17 protein-coding genes are annotated in these 16,709 nt (G+C 68.0%); 6 read left to right on the top strand and 11 right to left on the bottom strand.

Features of this window, described 5'->3' with window-relative positions; genetic code table 11:
- Nucleotides 1-37 precede the first annotated feature (37 nt).
- The 3 genes from ptsP to GJV64_RS03360 are packed head-to-tail and all read right to left on the bottom strand — an operon-like array spanning nucleotide 38 to nucleotide 4,586.
- Entirely contained in the window at nucleotides 38-2,302 is a 2,265-nt protein-coding gene (ptsP, locus tag GJV64_RS03370) for a phosphoenolpyruvate--protein phosphotransferase (protein WP_164155872.1), read from the bottom strand.
- Nucleotides 2,302-3,333, bottom strand: coding sequence for an NAD(P)H-dependent flavin oxidoreductase (locus GJV64_RS03365; protein ID WP_164155871.1), 1,032 nt, complete (start codon nucleotides 3,331-3,333; stop codon nucleotides 2,302-2,304). Before GJV64_RS03365 ends, ptsP begins: the two co-directional genes overlap by 1 nt.
- The gene (locus GJV64_RS03360; protein ID WP_164155870.1) at nucleotides 3,333-4,586 is read right to left on the bottom strand and encodes an aspartate kinase; all 1,254 of its coding nucleotides are present in this window, start codon (nucleotides 4,584-4,586) and stop codon (nucleotides 3,333-3,335) included. Before GJV64_RS03360 ends, GJV64_RS03365 begins: the two co-directional genes overlap by 1 nt.
- A 110-nt stretch (nucleotides 4,587-4,696) precedes the next feature.
- Here GJV64_RS03360 and ubiG point away from each other — a divergent pair, with 110 nt between their 5' ends.
- On the top strand, nucleotides 4,697-5,431 hold the full coding sequence (gene ubiG / locus GJV64_RS03355; protein ID WP_164155869.1) for a bifunctional 2-polyprenyl-6-hydroxyphenol methylase/3-demethylubiquinol 3-O-methyltransferase UbiG: 735 nt from the start codon (nucleotides 4,697-4,699) through the stop codon (nucleotides 5,429-5,431).
- Here ubiG and GJV64_RS03350 read toward each other — a convergent pair.
- Complete coding sequence (locus tag GJV64_RS03350) at nucleotides 5,428-6,594, bottom strand: FAD-dependent oxidoreductase (RefSeq protein ID WP_164155868.1); 1,167 nt, start codon at nucleotides 6,592-6,594, stop codon at nucleotides 5,428-5,430. The two genes, ubiG and GJV64_RS03350, sit on opposite strands and share 4 nt — an antisense overlap.
- A gap of 142 nt (nucleotides 6,595-6,736) precedes the next feature.
- Here GJV64_RS03350 and GJV64_RS03345 point away from each other — a divergent pair, with 142 nt between their 5' ends.
- Both GJV64_RS03345 and GJV64_RS03340 read left to right on the top strand, forming a co-directional pair.
- Nucleotides 6,737-7,255: a VOC family protein gene (locus tag GJV64_RS03345; protein WP_164155867.1), complete on the top strand. Its 519-nt coding sequence runs from the start codon at nucleotides 6,737-6,739 to the stop codon at nucleotides 7,253-7,255.
- On the top strand, nucleotides 7,252-8,394 hold the full coding sequence (locus GJV64_RS03340) for an alpha/beta hydrolase (RefSeq protein WP_205599513.1): 1,143 nt from the start codon (nucleotides 7,252-7,254) through the stop codon (nucleotides 8,392-8,394). Before GJV64_RS03345 ends, GJV64_RS03340 begins: the two co-directional genes overlap by 4 nt.
- On the opposite strand, the gene GJV64_RS03335 is transcribed toward GJV64_RS03340, so the two are convergent.
- Together GJV64_RS03335 and GJV64_RS03330 are read right to left on the bottom strand one after the other, a co-directional pair.
- Nucleotides 8,391-9,182 carry a LytR/AlgR family response regulator transcription factor gene (locus GJV64_RS03335; protein ID WP_164155865.1) on the bottom strand — a complete coding sequence of 264 codons (792 nt, stop codon included), beginning with the start codon at nucleotides 9,180-9,182 and terminating at the stop codon, nucleotides 8,391-8,393. The two genes, GJV64_RS03340 and GJV64_RS03335, sit on opposite strands and share 4 nt — an antisense overlap.
- Nucleotides 9,183-9,185: 3 nt before the next feature.
- Nucleotides 9,186-10,313, bottom strand: a complete 1,128-nt coding sequence (locus GJV64_RS03330) for a sensor histidine kinase (protein WP_164155864.1) — start codon at nucleotides 10,311-10,313, stop codon at nucleotides 9,186-9,188.
- Between the two features lie 106 nt (nucleotides 10,314-10,419).
- Between GJV64_RS03330 and GJV64_RS03325 the strand changes: the two genes are divergently transcribed.
- Together GJV64_RS03325 and GJV64_RS03320 are read left to right on the top strand one after the other, a co-directional pair.
- Nucleotides 10,420-11,040 carry a DNA-3-methyladenine glycosylase family protein gene (locus GJV64_RS03325; RefSeq protein ID WP_164155863.1) on the top strand — a complete coding sequence of 207 codons (621 nt, stop codon included), beginning with the start codon at nucleotides 10,420-10,422 and terminating at the stop codon, nucleotides 11,038-11,040.
- Nucleotides 11,041-11,067: 27 nt separating this feature from the next.
- Complete coding sequence (locus GJV64_RS03320; protein ID WP_164155862.1) at nucleotides 11,068-11,883, top strand: TrmH family RNA methyltransferase; 816 nt, start codon at nucleotides 11,068-11,070, stop codon at nucleotides 11,881-11,883.
- On the opposite strand, the gene GJV64_RS03315 is transcribed toward GJV64_RS03320, so the two are convergent.
- The 4 genes from GJV64_RS03315 to GJV64_RS03300 form a co-directional block, all read right to left on the bottom strand.
- Nucleotides 11,870-12,133, bottom strand: a complete 264-nt coding sequence (locus GJV64_RS03315; protein WP_164155861.1) for an usg protein — start codon at nucleotides 12,131-12,133, stop codon at nucleotides 11,870-11,872. The genes GJV64_RS03320 and GJV64_RS03315 overlap by 14 nt on opposite strands.
- A gap of 124 nt (nucleotides 12,134-12,257) precedes the next feature.
- Nucleotides 12,258-13,760 carry an acetyl-CoA acetyltransferase gene (locus GJV64_RS03310; RefSeq protein WP_164155860.1) on the bottom strand — a complete coding sequence of 501 codons (1,503 nt, stop codon included), beginning with the start codon at nucleotides 13,758-13,760 and terminating at the stop codon, nucleotides 12,258-12,260.
- A gap of 168 nt (nucleotides 13,761-13,928) precedes the next feature.
- Nucleotides 13,929-14,471 (bottom strand): hypothetical protein, encoded by a 543-nt coding sequence (locus GJV64_RS03305; RefSeq protein ID WP_164155859.1) that lies wholly within the window; start codon nucleotides 14,469-14,471, stop codon nucleotides 13,929-13,931.
- A gap of 38 nt (nucleotides 14,472-14,509) precedes the next feature.
- Nucleotides 14,510-14,773 carry a GlsB/YeaQ/YmgE family stress response membrane protein gene (locus tag GJV64_RS03300; RefSeq protein ID WP_164155858.1) on the bottom strand — a complete coding sequence of 88 codons (264 nt, stop codon included), beginning with the start codon at nucleotides 14,771-14,773 and terminating at the stop codon, nucleotides 14,510-14,512.
- Between the two features lie 205 nt (nucleotides 14,774-14,978).
- Between GJV64_RS03300 and GJV64_RS03295 the strand changes: the two genes are divergently transcribed.
- Complete coding sequence (locus GJV64_RS03295) at nucleotides 14,979-15,860, top strand: alpha/beta fold hydrolase (protein WP_164155857.1); 882 nt, start codon at nucleotides 14,979-14,981, stop codon at nucleotides 15,858-15,860.
- Here the strand turns inward: GJV64_RS03295 and GJV64_RS03290 are convergent.
- The gene (locus GJV64_RS03290) at nucleotides 15,857-16,501 is read right to left on the bottom strand and encodes a TetR/AcrR family transcriptional regulator (RefSeq protein WP_164155856.1); all 645 of its coding nucleotides are present in this window, start codon (nucleotides 16,499-16,501) and stop codon (nucleotides 15,857-15,859) included. The two genes, GJV64_RS03295 and GJV64_RS03290, sit on opposite strands and share 4 nt — an antisense overlap.
- Nucleotides 16,502-16,709 lie beyond the last annotated feature (208 nt).

The raw sequence follows: 16,709 nt of genomic DNA, 5'->3' as shown, positions 1-16,709 counted from the left end.
TTGCGCGAGACCGCGCGCGGCCCGCGCGCTGGCCGCGCTACAGCACGAGCCCCTGCCGCTTCGCCGCGCTCGACAGCTCCGCCCGGATATTCGCCCCCGGCTCGGCCAGCCAGCCCAGCAGTGCCTCGCCCAGCGGTTCCAGCGTGGCAGAGCGAATCATCGCCTTGATCGGCCCGATCCCGGCCGGGGTGATGGACAGCCGCTCGACCCCCAGCGCAATAAGGGCGAGGGCCTCCAGCGGCCGTCCGCCCATCTCGCCGCAGACGGTGACGGGCACATCATGGCCGGCCGCGGCACAGACGATGCGGCGCATCACCCTGAGGATGGCCGGCGACAGCCAGTCATAGCGATCAGCGAGGCGCGGATTGGCGCGGTCGGCGGCGAACAGGAACTGGGTGAGGTCGTTGGTGCCCACGGAGACGAAGTCGGTCATCGGGAGCAGCAGGTCGAGCTGCTCGATCAGCGCCGGCACCTCGATCATCGCGCCATAGAGGATCTCGGTCGGCACCGGCCGGCCGGTGGCCAGCAGCCGCTCCTTCTGGGCTTCGACCAGGCTGCGCGCCTCGGCAAACTCCCAGGGCTCGGAGATCATCGGGAACATCACCGACAGGGTGCGGCCGGCGGCGGCTTCGAGCAGGGCGCGGGCCTGCACTTTCATGAGCCCGGAGCGGCCCAGGGCCAGCCTGAGCGCGCGCCAGCCCATCGCCGGGTTCTCGTCCTCCTCGCCTTCGGCCGACAGATAGGGCACCGCCTTGTCGCCGCCGATGTCGACGGTGCGGAACACCACCGGCTTGTCCCCGGCGGCATCGAGCACGGCCTTGTAGAGCGCCTGCTGGCGCTCGCGGCGCGGCAGCGTCGCTGAAACGAGGAACTGGAACTCGGTGCGGAACAGGCCGATGCCGTCGGCGCCGGCCAGCGCCATGGTGGCGGCATCGTCCACCAGACCGGCGTTCATGAACAGGCTGATGTGGCGACCGTCCTTCGAGATGGCGGGCAGGTCGCGCACCTTGGCCCATTCCTCGGCCTGCCGCACCTTCAGCGCCCGCATCGCCTGGTAGGACTTGATGGTCGCCGCCGTCGGCCGCACCAGCAGCGCGCCGTTGCCGGCATCGACGATCAGCTCGTCGCCATCGTTCACCTGGCCGAACAGCTGGTCCACCCGGCCCAGCACCGGCACCCCCATGGCGCGCGCCACGATGATGACATGCGCGGTCAGGCTGCCTTCCTCCAGCACCACAGCCTTCAGGAAGCGCTTGTCATATTCCAGCAGTTCGGCCGGCCCGAGGTTGCGGGCGATCAGGATGGCATCGGCCTTCAGCCCCATCTGGGCGGCCGTGCCAAGCTGGCCCGACAGGATGCGCAGCAGCCGGTTCGACAGGTCATCAAGGTCCGACAGACGTTCCTTCAGATAGGGATCGTCGATGGACCTGAGGCGCAGCCGGTTGCGCGACTGCACGCGCTCCACCGCGGCCTCCGCGGTGAGCCCGGTCTCGATCGCCTCGTTGATGCGCCGCGCCCAGCCTTCATCATAGGCGAACATCTTGTAGGTCTCGAGGATCTCGTGATGATCGGTGCCGGCGACGAAATCGGCCTGGCCCATCATCGAATCGATCTGGTCGCGCATGCGCCGGAAGGCATCGACCAGCCGCACGCGTTCGGCGTCGACATCGTCGGCCACCGTGTGCTCGACCACCACGCGCGGCTGGTGGAACACGGCGGTGCCGCGGGCGAGACCATCGACCAGCTTCAGGCCATTCAAGCGGATGGCGCCGCTGTTAGCAGCGCGCAGCCGGGCGGCCTGGGCATCATCGACCAGCGCGGCGCCGTGGATGAGTTCGGACAGCACCATGGCCACCGTCTGCAGCGCCTCGATCTCCACCTCGTCATAGGCGCGCGGATCGCGATGCTGCACGGCCAGCACACCAATGGCCGCCTCGCGCCGCACGATGGGCACGCCGCAGAAGCTGTGGAAGGCCTCCTCGCCGGTTTCCGGGCGATAGGCGAAATCGGGGTGGGCGCGCGCCTCGGCCAGCGCCAGCGGCTCGCGCGTGGCGGCGATGGTGCCCACCAGGCCCTGGCCCATGGACAGCTTGGTGACATGCACCGCCGTCTGCGCCAGCCCGAAGGTGGCATACAGTTCCAGCAGACCGTCGCGCAGCAGATAGATGGAGGCGACCTCGCTGTTCAGCTCGGCCGCCACGATCCGCACCACCTGGTTCAGCTTGGCCTGGGCGCCGGTGCGCGCAGCCATCACGTCGTGCAGGCGGCGCAGGATGATGCGGGCGGCGCTGGCGGGGGGCATCAGGCAGCTGCTTCCCGTGCCAGAGGGCCGGCGCGGGCAAGCGCGGCTTCGGCCTCGGCCACCAGTTCGGCAATGATGTCGGCCACCGGCTGGACCTTCGTCACCATGCCCACCGACTGGCCGGCCATCAGGCTGCCAGTTTCCACATCGCCTTCCACCACGGCACGGCGCAGGGCGCCGGCCCAGTAATGCTCGATGGCAAGCTGGCCGGCGGCGAGGTCCATCTCGCCGCGGTCCACCGCGGCGGCCACTTCGCGCTGGCGGGCATTGAAGGCCTCGCTGCCGGCGTTCTTGAGGGCGCGCACCGGGATCACTGGCAGGCGCGGATCGACCTGCACGCTGGCCAGCGCGTCGCGGGCACTGGCGCGCACGAAGGCGGCCTTGAACTTCTCGTGCGCAACGCTCTCGGCTGCCGCGGCAAAGCGCGTGCCAAGCTGCACGCCGGACGCGCCCATCTCCAGGAAGGCAGCGATGGCGTTGCCGCGCCCAATGCCGCCGGCCACGAACACCGGCACCTCGGTGATGGCCGGCAGGATCTCCTGTGCCAGCACGGTCAGGCTCACCGGGCCGATATGGCCGCCGGCTTCCGAACCTTCGATGATGATGGCATCGACCCCCGATCGCACCAGCTTCTTCGCCAGCGCCGCCGTGGGCGCAAAGCACATCAATTTCGCGCCAAAGGCCTTGATCGCGGCAATCGCCGGGCCGGGCGGCAGGCCACCGGCCAGCACGACATGGCTCACCTGTTGGCGGGCGCAGACCTCGATCAGCTCGTCCAGCTGCGGGTGCAGGGTGATCAGGTTCACCCCGAACGGCTTGTCGGTGAGTGCCCGGGTGGCGGCGATCTCGGCCTCCAGCAGCGCCGGCGGCATCGATCCGCAGGCGATCACGCCAAAGCCGCCGGCGTTGGAAATGGCCGATACCAGGTGCCGCTCGCTCACCCAGGTCATGGCGCCGGCCATGATGGCGTGGCGGGTGCCCAGGAACGCGCGGCCGCGCGCCGAGGCGGCGTCGAGGTGAGGGGTGTGCATCAGGCGTCTGCCTCGCTGGCGGAGTCCGCAGGGGCCGGGCCGTCGAGGCCATAGGCGGTGTGCAGCACGCGCACCGCCAGTTCCACATAATCCTGCGGGATCAGCACCGAGACCTTGATCTCCGAAGTGGTGATGGCCTGGATATTGATGCCGCGGCTGGCCAGCGCGCGGAACATGGTGGCCGCCACGCCGGCATGGCTCTTCATGCCGACGCCCACCACCGAGATCTTGGCCACCTCGTCATCGGCGAGCAGCGCCGAAAAGCCGATGGCGCCGCGTGCCTTTTCCAGCACGTCGGTGCTGGCCGGCAGCTGGGCGCGCGGCACGGTGAAGGTGACGTCGGTCTTGCCTTCATCCTTGGCGATGTTCTGCACAATCATGTCGACGTTGATGTTGGCATCGGCCAGCGGCCCGAAGATGCCGGCCACCACGCCCGGCTTGTCGGGCACGCCGACCAGCGTCACCTTGGCCTCGCCCCTGTCGGCCACCACGCCGGCGATCAGTTCACGTTCCATGTCGTCATCCTCGTCCACCACCAGCGTGCCGGGCGCGTCGGAGAAGCTCGACAGCACCTGCACCACCACCTTTTCCTTCATGGCCAGTTCCACCGACCGGGTCTGCAGCACCTTGGCACCCACGCTGGCCAGTTCCAGCATTTCCTCATAGGTGATCTTCATCAGCTTCCGGGCGCGCGGCACGATGCGCGGGTCGGTGGTGTAGACGCCGTCGACATCAGTGTAGATGTCGCAGCGATCCGCCTTCAGCGCCGCCGCGAGCGCCACCGCCGACGTGTCGGAACCACCGCGCCCCAGCGTCGTCACCCGGCCGTCCATGGTGAGGCCCTGGAACCCCGGCACCACCGCCACCGCGCCCGCTTCCATGCTGGCGATGATCGCCGCCGTGTCGATATCCTCGATGCGCGCCACCGAATGGGCCGGGCTGGTGCGGATCGGCAATTGCCAGCCCAGCCAGCTGCGCGCCTTCACCCCCATGGATTGCAGGGTGATGGCCAGCAGGCCCGAGGTGATCTGTTCGCCGGCGGCCACCACCACGTCATATTCGGCCGGATCGGCCAGCGGCGAGGCTTCGCGGCAATAGCCGACCAGCCGGTCCGTCTCCCCGGCCATTGCCGAGACCACCACCGCCACCTCGTCACCAGCGTCGACCGCGCGCTTCACCCGGGCGGCCACATTCCTGATCCGCTCCGTCCCCGCCATCGAGGTGCCGCCGAACTTCATCACGATCCGGGCCATGGGTGGCCTTGTCCTTCCGTGCGCCAATATTCGCCTTGCCTGATAGGAATGGCCGGGTTCATTGGCAAGCAAGCCGCATACTCGCAACCCTGTCCACCAAGGCCGCCATCATGTCCACCGCCGACAGCATCAATCCGGACGAAGCCGCCTTCTTCGGCCGCCTCGCTGCCGACTGGTGGAACCCGAAAGGCACATCGGCGATGCTGCATCGCATCACGCCGGTGCGCGTCGCCCATATCCGGGCCGAGGCGCTGGCGCATTTCGGGCTGGACGCGAAGAGCCGGCGGCCGCTGTCCGGGCTGTCGGCGCTCGACGTCGGCTGCGGCGCCGGCCTGATGGCCGAGCCGCTGGCCCGCATGGGTTCCGCGACCACCGCCATCGACGCCGCGCCGGAGAATATCGAGGCAGCCCGGTCGCACGCCGAAGGGCAGGGCCTTGGCATCGATTATCGCTGTATCGCGGTGGAGGACCTGGCCGCCACCGGGGCGCAATTCGATCTCATCACCTGTCTCGAAGTGGTCGAGCATGTCGCCGGGCGGGATGCCTTCTTCGCCGCCATCGCCCGCCTCCTGAAGCCGGGCGGCCTCGCTGTCTTCTCGACGCCGAACCGCACGCCGGCGAGCTGGGCCGTGGTCATCGCCGGGGCCGAGCATGTCACCCGCTCCATCCCCAAGGGCGCGCATGACTGGAACCGCTTCTTCACGCCCGCCGAACTGGCCGAAGCCCTGCGCAACGCCGGCCTGAACCCCACGGAACCGGCCGGCCTGTCGTGGCGGCCAGGCCGCGGCTTCTTCATCGGCGGAGATGTGTCCGTGAATTATTTCCTGAGCGCCACCAGGGCCTAGGCCGTTCGCGGCTGGAACAGGCCGGCGATCACCGCCAGCGAGGCGCGGGCCGCTGCCGGGTCGGGCGCCTCGTTGGCATCGTTGAAGCCAAAGGCCTCGGTGGCCCCAAGATCCTGCACCACCATCCCATCGCGGCGCGGCAGCATCGAGATATTGTTGTAATAGACGCCATAGCGGACTTCGGGCTGCGGCAGCAGCCAGGCGATCTGGCCGCGCACCGGAATGATGCTCTCGTCGCGCATCAGGGTACGGGCCCCATAACCGGTGCAGTTGAAGATCACCTTCTCCCGAATGCGCCCGAAATCGGCCGGGCTGGCCAGCGTCATCGGCACGAAGCGGCCGCCGGCCATCAGGAAATCGGCCTCCAGCTGGTGCGCGAGATCGGCGATGTTGAACAGCATGCTGGTGGTGCGGCGCACCACCGGCACCGCGAACGGATGCTGGCCGGCGGCGATCGTGTCCTGCCCGGGCGACAGATCGCGCACCTGGTCTTCGTAGTTGACGAAATGGTCGCTGCCGCCACCGGGCAGCGGCACCATATCCTCGCCGCGCGGCCCCGGCGGGGCGTCGAACAGCGTGTAGCGGTCGTAGAACTCCACCGGGTTGCCGGCCCGGCCGAGGAACGACTGGTAGATGGCATGGCTGCGACGGGCCATGCGTTCCCAGCGCGCGGCAAAGCCGGGATCGACGGCGCCCGCCATGGCGATGCGGCTATGCGGGGTCCAGGTGCCGGTGGCGCGCGCCGAGCGCACATCGGGGAAACGTTCCTGCGCATAGATCACCACCTTGAGGCCGAGGCGCTGGGCGGTGAGCGCCGTCGTCAACCCGATGGCGCCGGCACCGACCACCGCCACCTCGCGCGCACCGGCCTGCAACGCCAACGGCACCGCCTCCATGGCCGAGCCCCAGCCCAGCGACCAGCCGCTGCCGCCGTGGCCATAATGGTGGATCACCTGCTTGCCGGCGATGCGCTCCACGGCGATGCGCGGGCCGGCGGCGCGAAACGGGCGCAGGCACACGGTGATGCGCATCAGCCGATCGGCGCGGGCGTTGATCGGTGCCAGCGCCGGGGCGGGGGCGAACAATGACTGCGCCCGCCCGGGGCCGGCCAGCCAGAGCGCGCCGCCGGCAGTGGCTTTCAGGGCATGGCGCCGGTTCATCATCAAGCGTTCCTTTCCCCGCCAGTTCTGCCGCCTTGCCGGCGCGGCGCAAGGGACATTTTCCGGTCAGCGCCGGCCCGCCATTTGCGCGGGCTTGGCGCCGTGCGCGCCTTGTGCCAGCCTTGCAGTCGGGAGGGCTGACGCCATGACGACACCGCTGAAGGGCATCCATCATAGTGCCTACCGCTGCCGCGATGCCGAGGAAACGCGCGCCTTTTACGAGGATGTGCTGGGCCTGCCGCTGGCCGCCGTGGTGCAGGAGGAGAACGAGCCGGGTTCGGGCCGGCCCAATCCGTTCGTGCACCTGTTCTTCCGAATGCCCGACGGCAATTTCATCGCCTTCTTCGATGCGCCGGGCAGCGCCAAGGACGGGGATTTCAACCTCGTCCACGGCTTTGACCGGCATGTCGCCTTCGAGGCCGACAACGAGGAAAAACTGCTGGCCTGGCGCGACCAGCTGAACGCCGCCGGCGTGCCCTGCTTCGGGCCGATCGACCATGGCTTCGTGAAGTCGGTCTATTTCGCCGATCCCAACGGCCTGCCGCTGGAGATCACGGCACGGGTGCCGGCGCATGATGCCATCCTCGCCGAAGACGCCCGAACCGCCCACGCCGTCATCAAGGCATGGACCGCACGCAAGGCGGCAAAGGAACAGGCCGCTTGAGCTTTGCCCGCATCCCCCTGCTGATTGCCTTTCGCGAAGCCGTCGGCCTGCGCGACACCTATGGCGGCATCGATGGCGTGGTGGCGCTGCAGGCGCACCATCTGAAGCCCGACACGCCATCGGATACCATCGTCATCTTCATGCACCCGATGGGGATTATGCATTATCTGCCGCTGCCGGGCGCGCTGGCCGAGGCCGGCTGCCACGTGCTCACCGCCGTCTCGCGCTATCCCAACAATGATTCGGCGCTGATCATGGAGAAGGTGGCGGTCGATCTCGGCCGCTGGGTGGCGCATGCGCGCGAGGTGCTGGGCTATGCCAAGGTGGTGCTGGCCGGCTGGTCGGGCGGGGGGAGCCTGGCGCTCTTCTACCAGGCCGAAGCCGCCGATCCGCAGGTCACGCACACGCCGGCCGGCGAGCCCTTCCCGATGGCCGAAGCAAAGCTGCCGCCGGTCGATGGCATCATGCTGCTCGCCGCGCATGTGTCCCGCTCCCAGACGCTCACCGAATGGCTCGATGCCTCGGTGACGAGCGAAGCGGGACCGGTGCGTGATCCGCAATGGAATCTCTACGATCCCGCCTGTCCGCAGCCGCCCTACGCAGCCGATTTCCTCGCCGAATATGCCGCCCGGCAGGCGGCGCGATCGAACCGCATCACCGCCTGGGCGAAGGACACGCTGGCCGAACTGAAGGCCAGCGAAGGGCCGCACGCCGAGCGCGCCTTCATTGTCCACGGCACCATGGCGGCCCCCTGCTGGCTCGATCCGGCGGTGGACGCGAACGACCGCCAGCCCGGCCGCTGCTATCTGGGCGATCCCAGACTCATCAACGATTCGCCGGGCGGGCTGGGCCGCTTCACCACGCTCCGGTCATGGCTGTCGCAGTGGAGCCTCGATAGCCACGCCTGTTCGCTGAAGGTCGGGCACCGCATCCGCGTGCCGGTGCTGGTGGTGGGCAACACGGCGGACGATGCCTGCACGCCCAGCCACACGCAGCGCCTGTTTGATTGCGTCGTCAATGCGCCGTCGCGCGAGCTGCAACTGGTGCATGGCGCCACCCATTATTACGCCTTCCAGCCCGACCATCTCAAGCGCGCGGCCGGCATCGTGACGGACTGGCTGGGCCGCCAGGGTTTCTAGAGGAAGCGGGCCACCACGTCGCGATAGGAGCGCGACACCTTCACCTGCGTGCCGCTGCCCAGCACCAGGAAGCACTCGCCGTTGGTGTGCGGCTTGACGCTGCGGATATTGTCGAGATTGACGATGGTGGAGCGATGGATGCGCTGGAACTTCTTGGGGTCCAGCCGCTTTTCCAGGTCCTTCATCGTCTCGCGCAGCACCAGCGTCTGATCGGCGGTGTAGATGCACATGTAATCGCCCGCGGCATCGATCCGCTCGATATCGGCCACCTCGACCCGGAAGATCTGGCCGCGATCCTTGATGTTGAGGATACGCTCGAAGCGGCTGGATTGCGGTGCCTCGCCCAGGTCCTGCGGCAGCGCCTCGGGCGCCACTTCCGACAGGATCTCCTTCAGCCGTTCGGCGCCTTGCGCGCCCTGCTTTTCGGCCAGGCGCTGGCGCACCCGCTCGATGGTGGCGGCCAGCCGGTCTTCCTCCACCGGCTTCAAGAGATAGTCTACCGCCTGCGCATCAAAGGCCTTCAGCGCATGCTGGGTGAAGGCGGTGACGAACACGAACAGCGGCGGATCGATGTCCGACAGGCCGGAGACGACCGAGAAACCGTCAAAGCCCGGCATCTGGATGTCGAGGAACACCAGGTCGGGCTTCAAGGTGCGGATGGCGCGGATGGCTTCACGGCCGTTGGCGCAGCGTTCCACGATCTCGATATCGTCGAACGGCTGCAGCCGGAGTTCGAGGCCCTGGATGGCCAGAGGTTCGTCGTCAACAAGGATGGTGCGGATTGCCATTGTTTACACTTGGGGCGCCAGCACCGGCGCTGCAACCGGGGTTGCGACAATCGGTGCCGGATTGTCGGTCTGGAAAGGCACATCGATGAGGATGATCAGGCCGTGCGGATCATTGTCGGCCAGCTCAAAGCGATGGTCGGCGCCATAGCTCTGCACCAGCCGCTCGCGGATGTTGGCCAGCCCGACGCCTGTGCCCCCGGCCTCGGGCGGCACCGCGCCCAGGCCCGGGCCGGTATCGGCAATGGTGATCACCAGCCGGTCCCCCATGCGGCGCGCGTCCACCAAGATGTCGGCGCCGTCTTCGGAAGGCGTCACGGCATATTTGATTGAATTCTCGATGATCGGCTGCAGCAGCAGCGAGGGCAGGCGCGCCTCCATCACGTCGGGCGCGATGTCGAAGCGGGTGCGCAGCCGGCTCTCGAAGCGGGTGCGCTCGATATCGAGATAGAGCTTCAGCGCTTCGGCCTCCTGCGCCACCGTGGCCAGCCCCTCGCGCTCGCCCACCAGGCTGTAGCGCAGGAAGCTGGCGAGGCGCGACAGCATGGCGTTGGCCCGCGCCGTCTGTTTCAGCAGCACGAGCGTGGAGATGGAGTTGAGCGTGTTGAATAGGAAGTGCGGATTGAGCTGATAGCGCAGCATGGCGAGCTGGGCGCTGTTGGCCTGCGCTGCCATGTTGAGCATCCGTTCCGACTGTTCGGCGAGCAGCAGATAATAGTTGATGCCGAAATAGAGCCCGGTCCAGGCGCCGAGCACGGCAAAATCGAGCAGGATGGCCCCCAGGAACTCAATGCCGCGCGGCTGCCAGCCCGGTTCATAGAAAGTGGCGTGCGCCCACACCTCCAGAACCGAGAACAGCGCCGAAGCGCCGGCCAGCAGCAGGGCGGTCAGCGTCCAGGTCCAGATCGGCTTCATGGTGATCAGCCGGCGATAGGCGGCGGCCAGCAGCAGCGTGATCGAAAAGCCGGTGGCCGTGACGATCACCGCCGGCAGCACGAAGGCCAGCCCCATCGAATTGGCCAGCCCCGACAGCGCGCGAAGCATCAGATAGGCGAACCAGCCACCGCCCTGCAGGATCCAGAAGGCGCGGTTCTTGTCGTGGAAGAAGCCGGTGCGCAGGTGGGTATCGAACATCGCCCCGCACAATAGCGGTTCGGCCCGAAAAGGCCAAATCGCGGCCATCGGACATCATCATCTGCGCCGCTGGCCAGCACGGCGCGAGCCGGCTAGGCTCTGGCCCATGGGCCTCTCTGCCGATCAGCTGAAATCCTGTCTCGATGCGCTGGCGCAGGAACATCCGCCCGTGGCCCAGGCGCTGGCCGCCACCGGCTATCCCGAACCCCGGCTGCGACCGCGCGGCTGCAGCACCATGATGCGCGCCATCGTCGCCCAGCAGGTCAGCACCAAGGCGGCGGCCAGCATCTGGGCGCGGCTGGAGGCGGCCTGCGGCGGCGACATGAACGACCTGGCGCGGGTAGCCGCGACCCCGTTCGAGACGCTGCGCGGCGCCGGCCTGTCGGGGCAGAAGGCCAGCTATGTGCACGCGCTGGCCGAAGCGGCGGCCTCCGGCCAGGTGGACTTCGCCGCGCTGCCGGCGGACGACGAGGAGGCCATTGCCCTCCTGTCCTCCATTCGCGGCATCGGGCGCTGGTCCGCCGAGATCTACCTGCTGTTTGCGGAAGGGCGGCCGGACGTGTTCCCGGCCGGCGACCTGGCGCTGCAGGTGCAACTGGGGCGCCTGCTGGGAGAGGACGCGCGGCCAAGCGAGAAGCGCGCCCGCGCACTGGCCGAGCCGATGCGCCCGCACCGGGGCGCGCTCTCCATCTTCCTCTGGCACAATTACAATATTGTCGCCTTGTGATTGGGCGCTCTGATACAGGGCAGCGCCATGCAGCCGCGCATCACTGATGTCACGTCACCGGCCAACCCGGTGCTCAAGAGCCTGAAGAGCCTGGCCGACAAGAAGGGCCGGCGCGCCGCCGGGCAGTTCCTTGCCGAAGGCCTGCGTGTCTGCACCGAGGCGCTGGCCGCCGGCCATGTGCCGGCTACGCTGGTGTTCACCGCCGAGGCCGAACGTCACCCGCTTACAGAAGCGCTGATTGCTGCCACCGCACAGGCACGTGGCACGTGTCTGCGCACCACGCCCGATCTGATGCAGCGGCTGACGGGGAAGGACAATGCGGCCGGCGTCGCGGCCGCCTATCCCATCCCCGACACGTCGCTGGCCCGGATCGACCGCAGCACGGCGCCGCTGTGGCTGGTGGCGGAAAATCTGAAGGACCCGGGCAATTTCGGCACCATGCTCCGCACCTGCGATGCCACCGGCGCCGGCGGGGTGATCCTGCTTGACCAGTCGTGCGATCCGTTCAGCGTCGAAGCGGTGCGGGCCTCGATGGGCGCGCTGTTCAGCCGCCAGGTGGGGCGGGCGACAGGGGCGGAATTCTTCCAGTGGCTGCGGGCCGGGGAGGGCCAGTTGGTCGGCGCGGCGCTGGGCGAGGCGTCAGTCGATTATCGCGCCCATCGCTATGCCGCGCCCTGCTTCCTGTTCATGGGCAACGAACAGTCCGGCCTGCCGGACGCCTATGCGGCGCAATGCGATGCGCTGGTGAAGTTGCCGATGCTGGGCACCGCCGACAGCCTGAACGTGGCGGTGTGCGCCGGCGTGCTGCTCTATCACGCGCTTGATGCGCTTAGTGCAGCCTGAGCACCTCCTCGACCGAGCGCCATTCGCGCGGGCCGATCATGTCGCGGTGGGCGACCCGGATCGAATGGATGGTGGCCTCGATCTCGCGGCGCCAATGATCGAGAAAGCGCTTCAGTTCCGGATAGGCCGGCGCGAGATCATAGAGTTGCCAGCTGAACTGCTGGAGCAGGCTGGGGTGATCGGGCCGCCAATAGTGGATGTCCACGGTGGCGAGGCTGTAGCCCTTCAGTTGCCGTTCCAGATCGGTCATGCGTCCTCCACAGTTAACAGGTGCATGATTTCCCGGCATCTGCCCGCCGTCAACGGGGTAAATGACGGAAATATAACGACAATTTGTCAGCAGCCGATTGCTGCGAGTGCCAGCAGTGCACGGATCAGCGCAGCTGCCAGCGCTGCAGGCCATCCTCGCCCACGTCGACGCGGCCCGGCAGGCCGATCGGGCTGGCCTCGAGGCTGAGGAAGGTGGCCAGCGCGTCGCGGTCAGCCATGTCGAGCTTGCCGAACACGCGGGTGCCATCGGGCGTGCGGCCGATCACGCTGCCGTGGCTGGGCTGGCCCTCGCGACCGAAGACGATGCTGAACGTTTCCACCACCGCCGGGCCGGCATGGCTGCCATCGTACCGCGGCACGTCGGCACGCGCGTCCTCGGCCGCATCCTGCACGTCGCGGTTCAGCAGCAGCCAGGCCGGCTCGGCCGGGCGATTGCCGATCACCAGCGCATGGTGCTTGGTGACATAGCCGCCCTGGCCATAGAGCAGCGCCTGGTCGGCCGGCCGGTCGCGCAAGCTGCGCACCATCGCGCAGGCGCTATGCAGCATGTAGCAATTGAGCCCAGCACCGGCGAAGGACAGCCCGCCCATCACCGACAATGCCACGTCCGGCCCCAGCCCCAGCGTGCGCCGCGCCATCTTGGGCACGGTGGGGAAGCAGGAATAGAGCTCGATGCGGTCAAAGCCGTTCGGGGCGATGCGCATGGCCTGGCCGAGGACGGCGTCCTGCGCGCAGCTGTGCACATATTGATCGCGCTTCAAATAATCCATGTGCTCGCCCGCGCTGGCGCCGCCATGGACATGGATGATGCGCTCTTCGGGGACGCCGGCGGCGCGGGCTTCGGCCAGCGTCGTCATCAATACGGCGGCGGCTGCGTTGACATTGTTGTTGGCCACCATGCGCTTGGTATAGGGCCAGCAGATCATGCGGTTGTCGTCCGACACCGTGGTGATCTCGCCCGCCGTGAAGGCCTTTCGGCCCCAGGCGAACGGGTTGGCGGCAGCGGCCTGGCTGATGCGTTCATAGGCGGCGCCGCTTTCGGCCAGCGCTGCAGCCGGGGTCAGCCCCCAGGCCGCCACGGTCGCATTCTCGTAGAGGGGATAGATGTGGATCGGCTGGAAGATGCCGTGCTTCATCCCCAGTTCGGTGACATGGTCGGACGGGATGATCGGATTTTCCGGTTCTTTCGCGGGCGGCGTCCACGGCAGGCTGATGCCGGCGGCCTTCGCCTTGGCGACCGCATTCTGGGCCTCGCCGCCGGTCACCACTGCGACCAGGCTCTCGCCGTTCATGATGCGCAGCGCTGCTTCGTGGATCTTGGTCGTCGGCGTCTCACCGCCAACGATGGCATAGACGGCGCGTGGCGGCACGATGCCCAGCCGTTCGGCCAGGCGCTTGGCCACCCGGTCATAGCGCCACGACACGAGGTTGATGACATCAAGGCTGTCGATGCGGGCAAGGAAACCGCCGCCGGCATCGGCATCGGCGGCGCGCACCGCCGCTTCCATCAGCGCCAGCGGCTCCAGCGCGGCGGCCGGGTCGGCCGGCCGGTCGAGCACCTCGCCCACCCCGATGATCACCGGCGTGCGATCGGCTGGCAGCGACATGTGAAGGCTCCTCCCCGGTTGCGGACCCACTGATACAGGCCCGCATCGCGGCCGCAAAGCCGGCAGCCGACTGCCAATAAGGGGGGGATGTCAACGCAGCCTGCCGCCAACGACCGTTGATCGCGGCCTTGGCGCGGGGGCAGCGCCGCAGCGCTGCCCCACCGCCGGTCAATTGCGCAGCGACATCACTTCGCTGACCCGACCGCGCGAGGCGAGGCACTTCCACGGCGCCTTGCCCGGGCCGACGCCCACCATCACCAGGGTTGCGGCCTGGCTGAACTCCTCGCTCAGCAACACCACGTCCGGGTTGTTGGTCTGTTGGGTGACGGCCCGCAGGCAGGCCTGCGCGTCTGGCGACGGCATGGCGGCCGTGGGGCGCGACGGTGTCGGCGCGGCCTGCGCGGTAACCCGGCACATGCCATTGGCCCGGCCTGGCCCGGTGTAGGACACGCTGACCGATCCCGGCCCGCCGCTGATGCTGTACATCACGCGGCCCAGACGGGCTTCGGCATATTGCGGGTTCATCTGCCGCACCTGCGCCACTCGCCCGTTCACGCGCACCGTGCCACGGCGATCGGCATCCACCTTCACATTGCCGGGGCAGGTGGCGGCAAACACCGGCACCGCTGCCGACGCACTGGAAACAGCAAGGGCCTGGGCGCCGGCCACCACAGCCACCGAAAGCGCAAAACGAACCAACTTCGACGTCATCATTCACTCCTCCCCAAATACCGACTGGTTTTGCCGCCTCAGCGCAGCCGGCCTCGCTGCACGACGTTGACAATGGCCAGCAGAACACTGGCGCCGGCAAAGGCGACGATCAGCCCGCTGATCGAGAACCGTTGCACCGAACCGGCAATGCCGACCTGGTTCAGGATGGCATTGCCGATCACCGATCCCACACAGCCCACCACGATGTTCATGAAGATGCCCATGCTGGCATCTCGGTTCATCAGCCGACTGGCGAGAAAGCCGGCGAAGCCGCCAACAAAGAGAGCAACGATCCAGCCCATTACCCGTCTCCCCTGGACGACACACGGCAGAAGGATTGCATCGACGTGCAACCGGCGCAACGTGTTCGAGTCCGTATCCCGGCGAACGGCGACCATTGTCCGATAATTGGCGTGGCAGCTGCAAAACGGCGGGAATGGGCCGCGCTGCCGACGCCAAAGACGGCAGGCGATTGACGTGCAGCCGCGGCTGCGGCACCCCGGCGGGATGACTGACGCAGGTTTTTTTGCCGGCCCCACTTCGCACAGCTTCATCTCGCAGCGGCTGCGGCTGCATTATTGCGACTGGGGCAACCCGACGGCGCCGCCGCTGCTGCTGCTGCACGGCGGACGCGACCATGCGCGCAGCTGGGACTGGGTGGCACGCGAGCTGAAGGACGATTGGCACATCATCGCGCCCGACTGGCGCGGCCATGGCGACAGCGCCTGGTCACCCGATGGCGACTACAACACCCACGCCCATGTCTATGACCTGGCCCAGCTGGTCCACCAGTTGAAGCTGGCGCCGGTGACGATCGTCGCCCATTCGATGGGCGGCAACATCGCCCTGCGCTATGCCGGACTCTATCCGGAACTGGTGCGCAAGCTGGTCGCCATCGAAGGCCTCGGCCCCAGCCCGAAGATGCTGGCCGAGCGCCGGAAGACCGACTTTGCCACCCGCGAACGCGAATGGATCGAGGCCAAGCGCGCCGCTGCCGCCCGCCAGCCGAAACGCTATGCCACGCTGGAAGATGCCTTCGCCCGCATGCACCAGGAAAACAGCTTCCTGTCGGAAGAGCAGGCCCGCCACCTCACCATCCACGGCACCCATCGCAACGAGGACGGCAGCTACAGCTGGAAGTTCGACAATTATCTGCACCTGCCCTGGGCGCACGACCTGCCGCCGGAACAGGTGGCCGAGCTGTGGCAGCGCATCACCTGCCCGACGCTGCTGATGTATGGCGCGAAGAGCTGGGCCTCCAACCCGGTCGACGATGGCCGCATTGCGCACTTCAGGGACGCCCGCGTGGTGACGTTCGAGAATGCCGGCCACTGGCTGCACCACGACCAGTTCGACCGCTTCATGGCCGAACTGCGCGGCTTCCTTTAAGCCCTTTCTGCGCCCCAGGCGGCCATGAAAGTGGCCACGGCGGCGCGCACTTCGGTGGCGGCGAGGGCAGCGGCATCGGGTTCGGCCAGGCCGAACAGGTGCCGGTCCACCACCCCGGCCCGGCACAGACCACTGAACTGCTGGGCGGCCAGCGCCGGGTTGCCCGCCTTCAGTCGGCCAGCCGCCATCTGCTGCTGCAGCCACTGGGCAAAGCGCGCCATGCCAGGGCCGGGGCCGCGTTCGAACATGGCCCGGGCCAGTTCGGGCACGCGCGCGGCCTCGCCCATCACCAGCCGATGCAGCTCGGTGATCGGTTCCGACATGATGGTTTCCATCAGGGAATCGCCCATCCGCAGCAGCCCGGATTCGACATCGGGCGCGCTGTCGAGATCAACGGTGAGGGCGGTGCCATAAACGGCCACCACCGCTTCCACCACCGCCTCGAACAGCGCCAACTTGGAGGGGAACAGGTTCCACAACGTGGTCTTGCTGCCGCCCACCGCCGCGGCAACGGCGTTCATCGAGGTGGCGCCATAGCCATGCTGGAAGAACAGGCGCTGCGCCGCCTCGACATAGGCCTGGCGCCGGCCGTCGCTGGCGGCGGCGCCTGCGGCATCCTGTTCTGTACTGGCCGGTATCATTTCACTTGACGTGTTGCTGAGCACCGCTCAAAGACCCTCCCGTACCGACCAGTATCGCGCGAGTCTCCTGTGGTCCGCAAGTCTTTCCTGCTCCTTACTGCGCTGGCGCTCTCGGCCTGCGCACTGCCGCCCCGGCTGGGGCCGGCGCCGCAGATGATGCCGGCGCCCGCTGCCGACCAGAGCCTCGCCGCCGCGCCCGTGCGCGACT

The sequence above is a fragment of the Sandarakinorhabdus rubra genome, assembly GCF_010994245.1.
In the GTDB taxonomy this organism is placed as follows: Bacteria; Pseudomonadota; Alphaproteobacteria; order Sphingomonadales; family Sphingomonadaceae; genus Sandarakinorhabdus; species Sandarakinorhabdus rubra.
The sequence above is the reverse complement of the archived record's forward strand: the minus strand, read 5'-3'. Positions and strand labels throughout refer to the sequence as shown.

Coding starts and splice junctions, on each gene's coding strand:
- GJV64_RS03335 (WP_164155865.1), bottom strand. CDS start 9,182: ATGGCAATCCGCACCATCCTTGTTGACGACGAACCTCTGGCCATCCAG.
- GJV64_RS03300 (WP_164155858.1), bottom strand. CDS start 14,773: ATGGGCTGGATCGTTGCTCTCTTTGTTGGCGGCTTCGCCGGCTTTCTC.
- GJV64_RS03315 (WP_164155861.1), bottom strand. CDS start 12,133: ATGACCGATCTGGAACGGCAACTGAAGGGCTACAGCCTCGCCACCGTG.
- ubiG (WP_164155869.1), top strand. CDS start 4,697: ATGTCCACCGCCGACAGCATCAATCCGGACGAAGCCGCCTTCTTCGGC.
- GJV64_RS03360 (WP_164155870.1), bottom strand. CDS start 4,586: ATGGCCCGGATCGTGATGAAGTTCGGCGGCACCTCGATGGCGGGGACG.
- GJV64_RS03290 (WP_164155856.1), bottom strand. CDS start 16,501: ATGATACCGGCCAGTACAGAACAGGATGCCGCAGGCGCCGCCGCCAGC.
- GJV64_RS03295 (WP_164155857.1), top strand. CDS start 14,979: ATGACTGACGCAGGTTTTTTTGCCGGCCCCACTTCGCACAGCTTCATC.
- GJV64_RS03310 (WP_164155860.1), bottom strand. CDS start 13,760: ATGTCGCTGCCAGCCGATCGCACGCCGGTGATCATCGGGGTGGGCGAG.
- GJV64_RS03330 (WP_164155864.1), bottom strand. CDS start 10,313: ATGTTCGATACCCACCTGCGCACCGGCTTCTTCCACGACAAGAACCGC.
- GJV64_RS03305 (WP_164155859.1), bottom strand. CDS start 14,471: ATGACGTCGAAGTTGGTTCGTTTTGCGCTTTCGGTGGCTGTGGTGGCC.
- GJV64_RS03365 (WP_164155871.1), bottom strand. CDS start 3,333: ATGCACACCCCTCACCTCGACGCCGCCTCGGCGCGCGGCCGCGCGTTC.
- GJV64_RS03325 (WP_164155863.1), top strand. CDS start 10,420: ATGGGCCTCTCTGCCGATCAGCTGAAATCCTGTCTCGATGCGCTGGCG.
- GJV64_RS03350 (WP_164155868.1), bottom strand. CDS start 6,594: ATGATGAACCGGCGCCATGCCCTGAAAGCCACTGCCGGCGGCGCGCTC.
- ptsP (WP_164155872.1), bottom strand. CDS start 2,302: ATGCCCCCCGCCAGCGCCGCCCGCATCATCCTGCGCCGCCTGCACGAC.
- GJV64_RS03320 (WP_164155862.1), top strand. CDS start 11,068: ATGCAGCCGCGCATCACTGATGTCACGTCACCGGCCAACCCGGTGCTC.
- GJV64_RS03345 (WP_164155867.1), top strand. CDS start 6,737: ATGACGACACCGCTGAAGGGCATCCATCATAGTGCCTACCGCTGCCGC.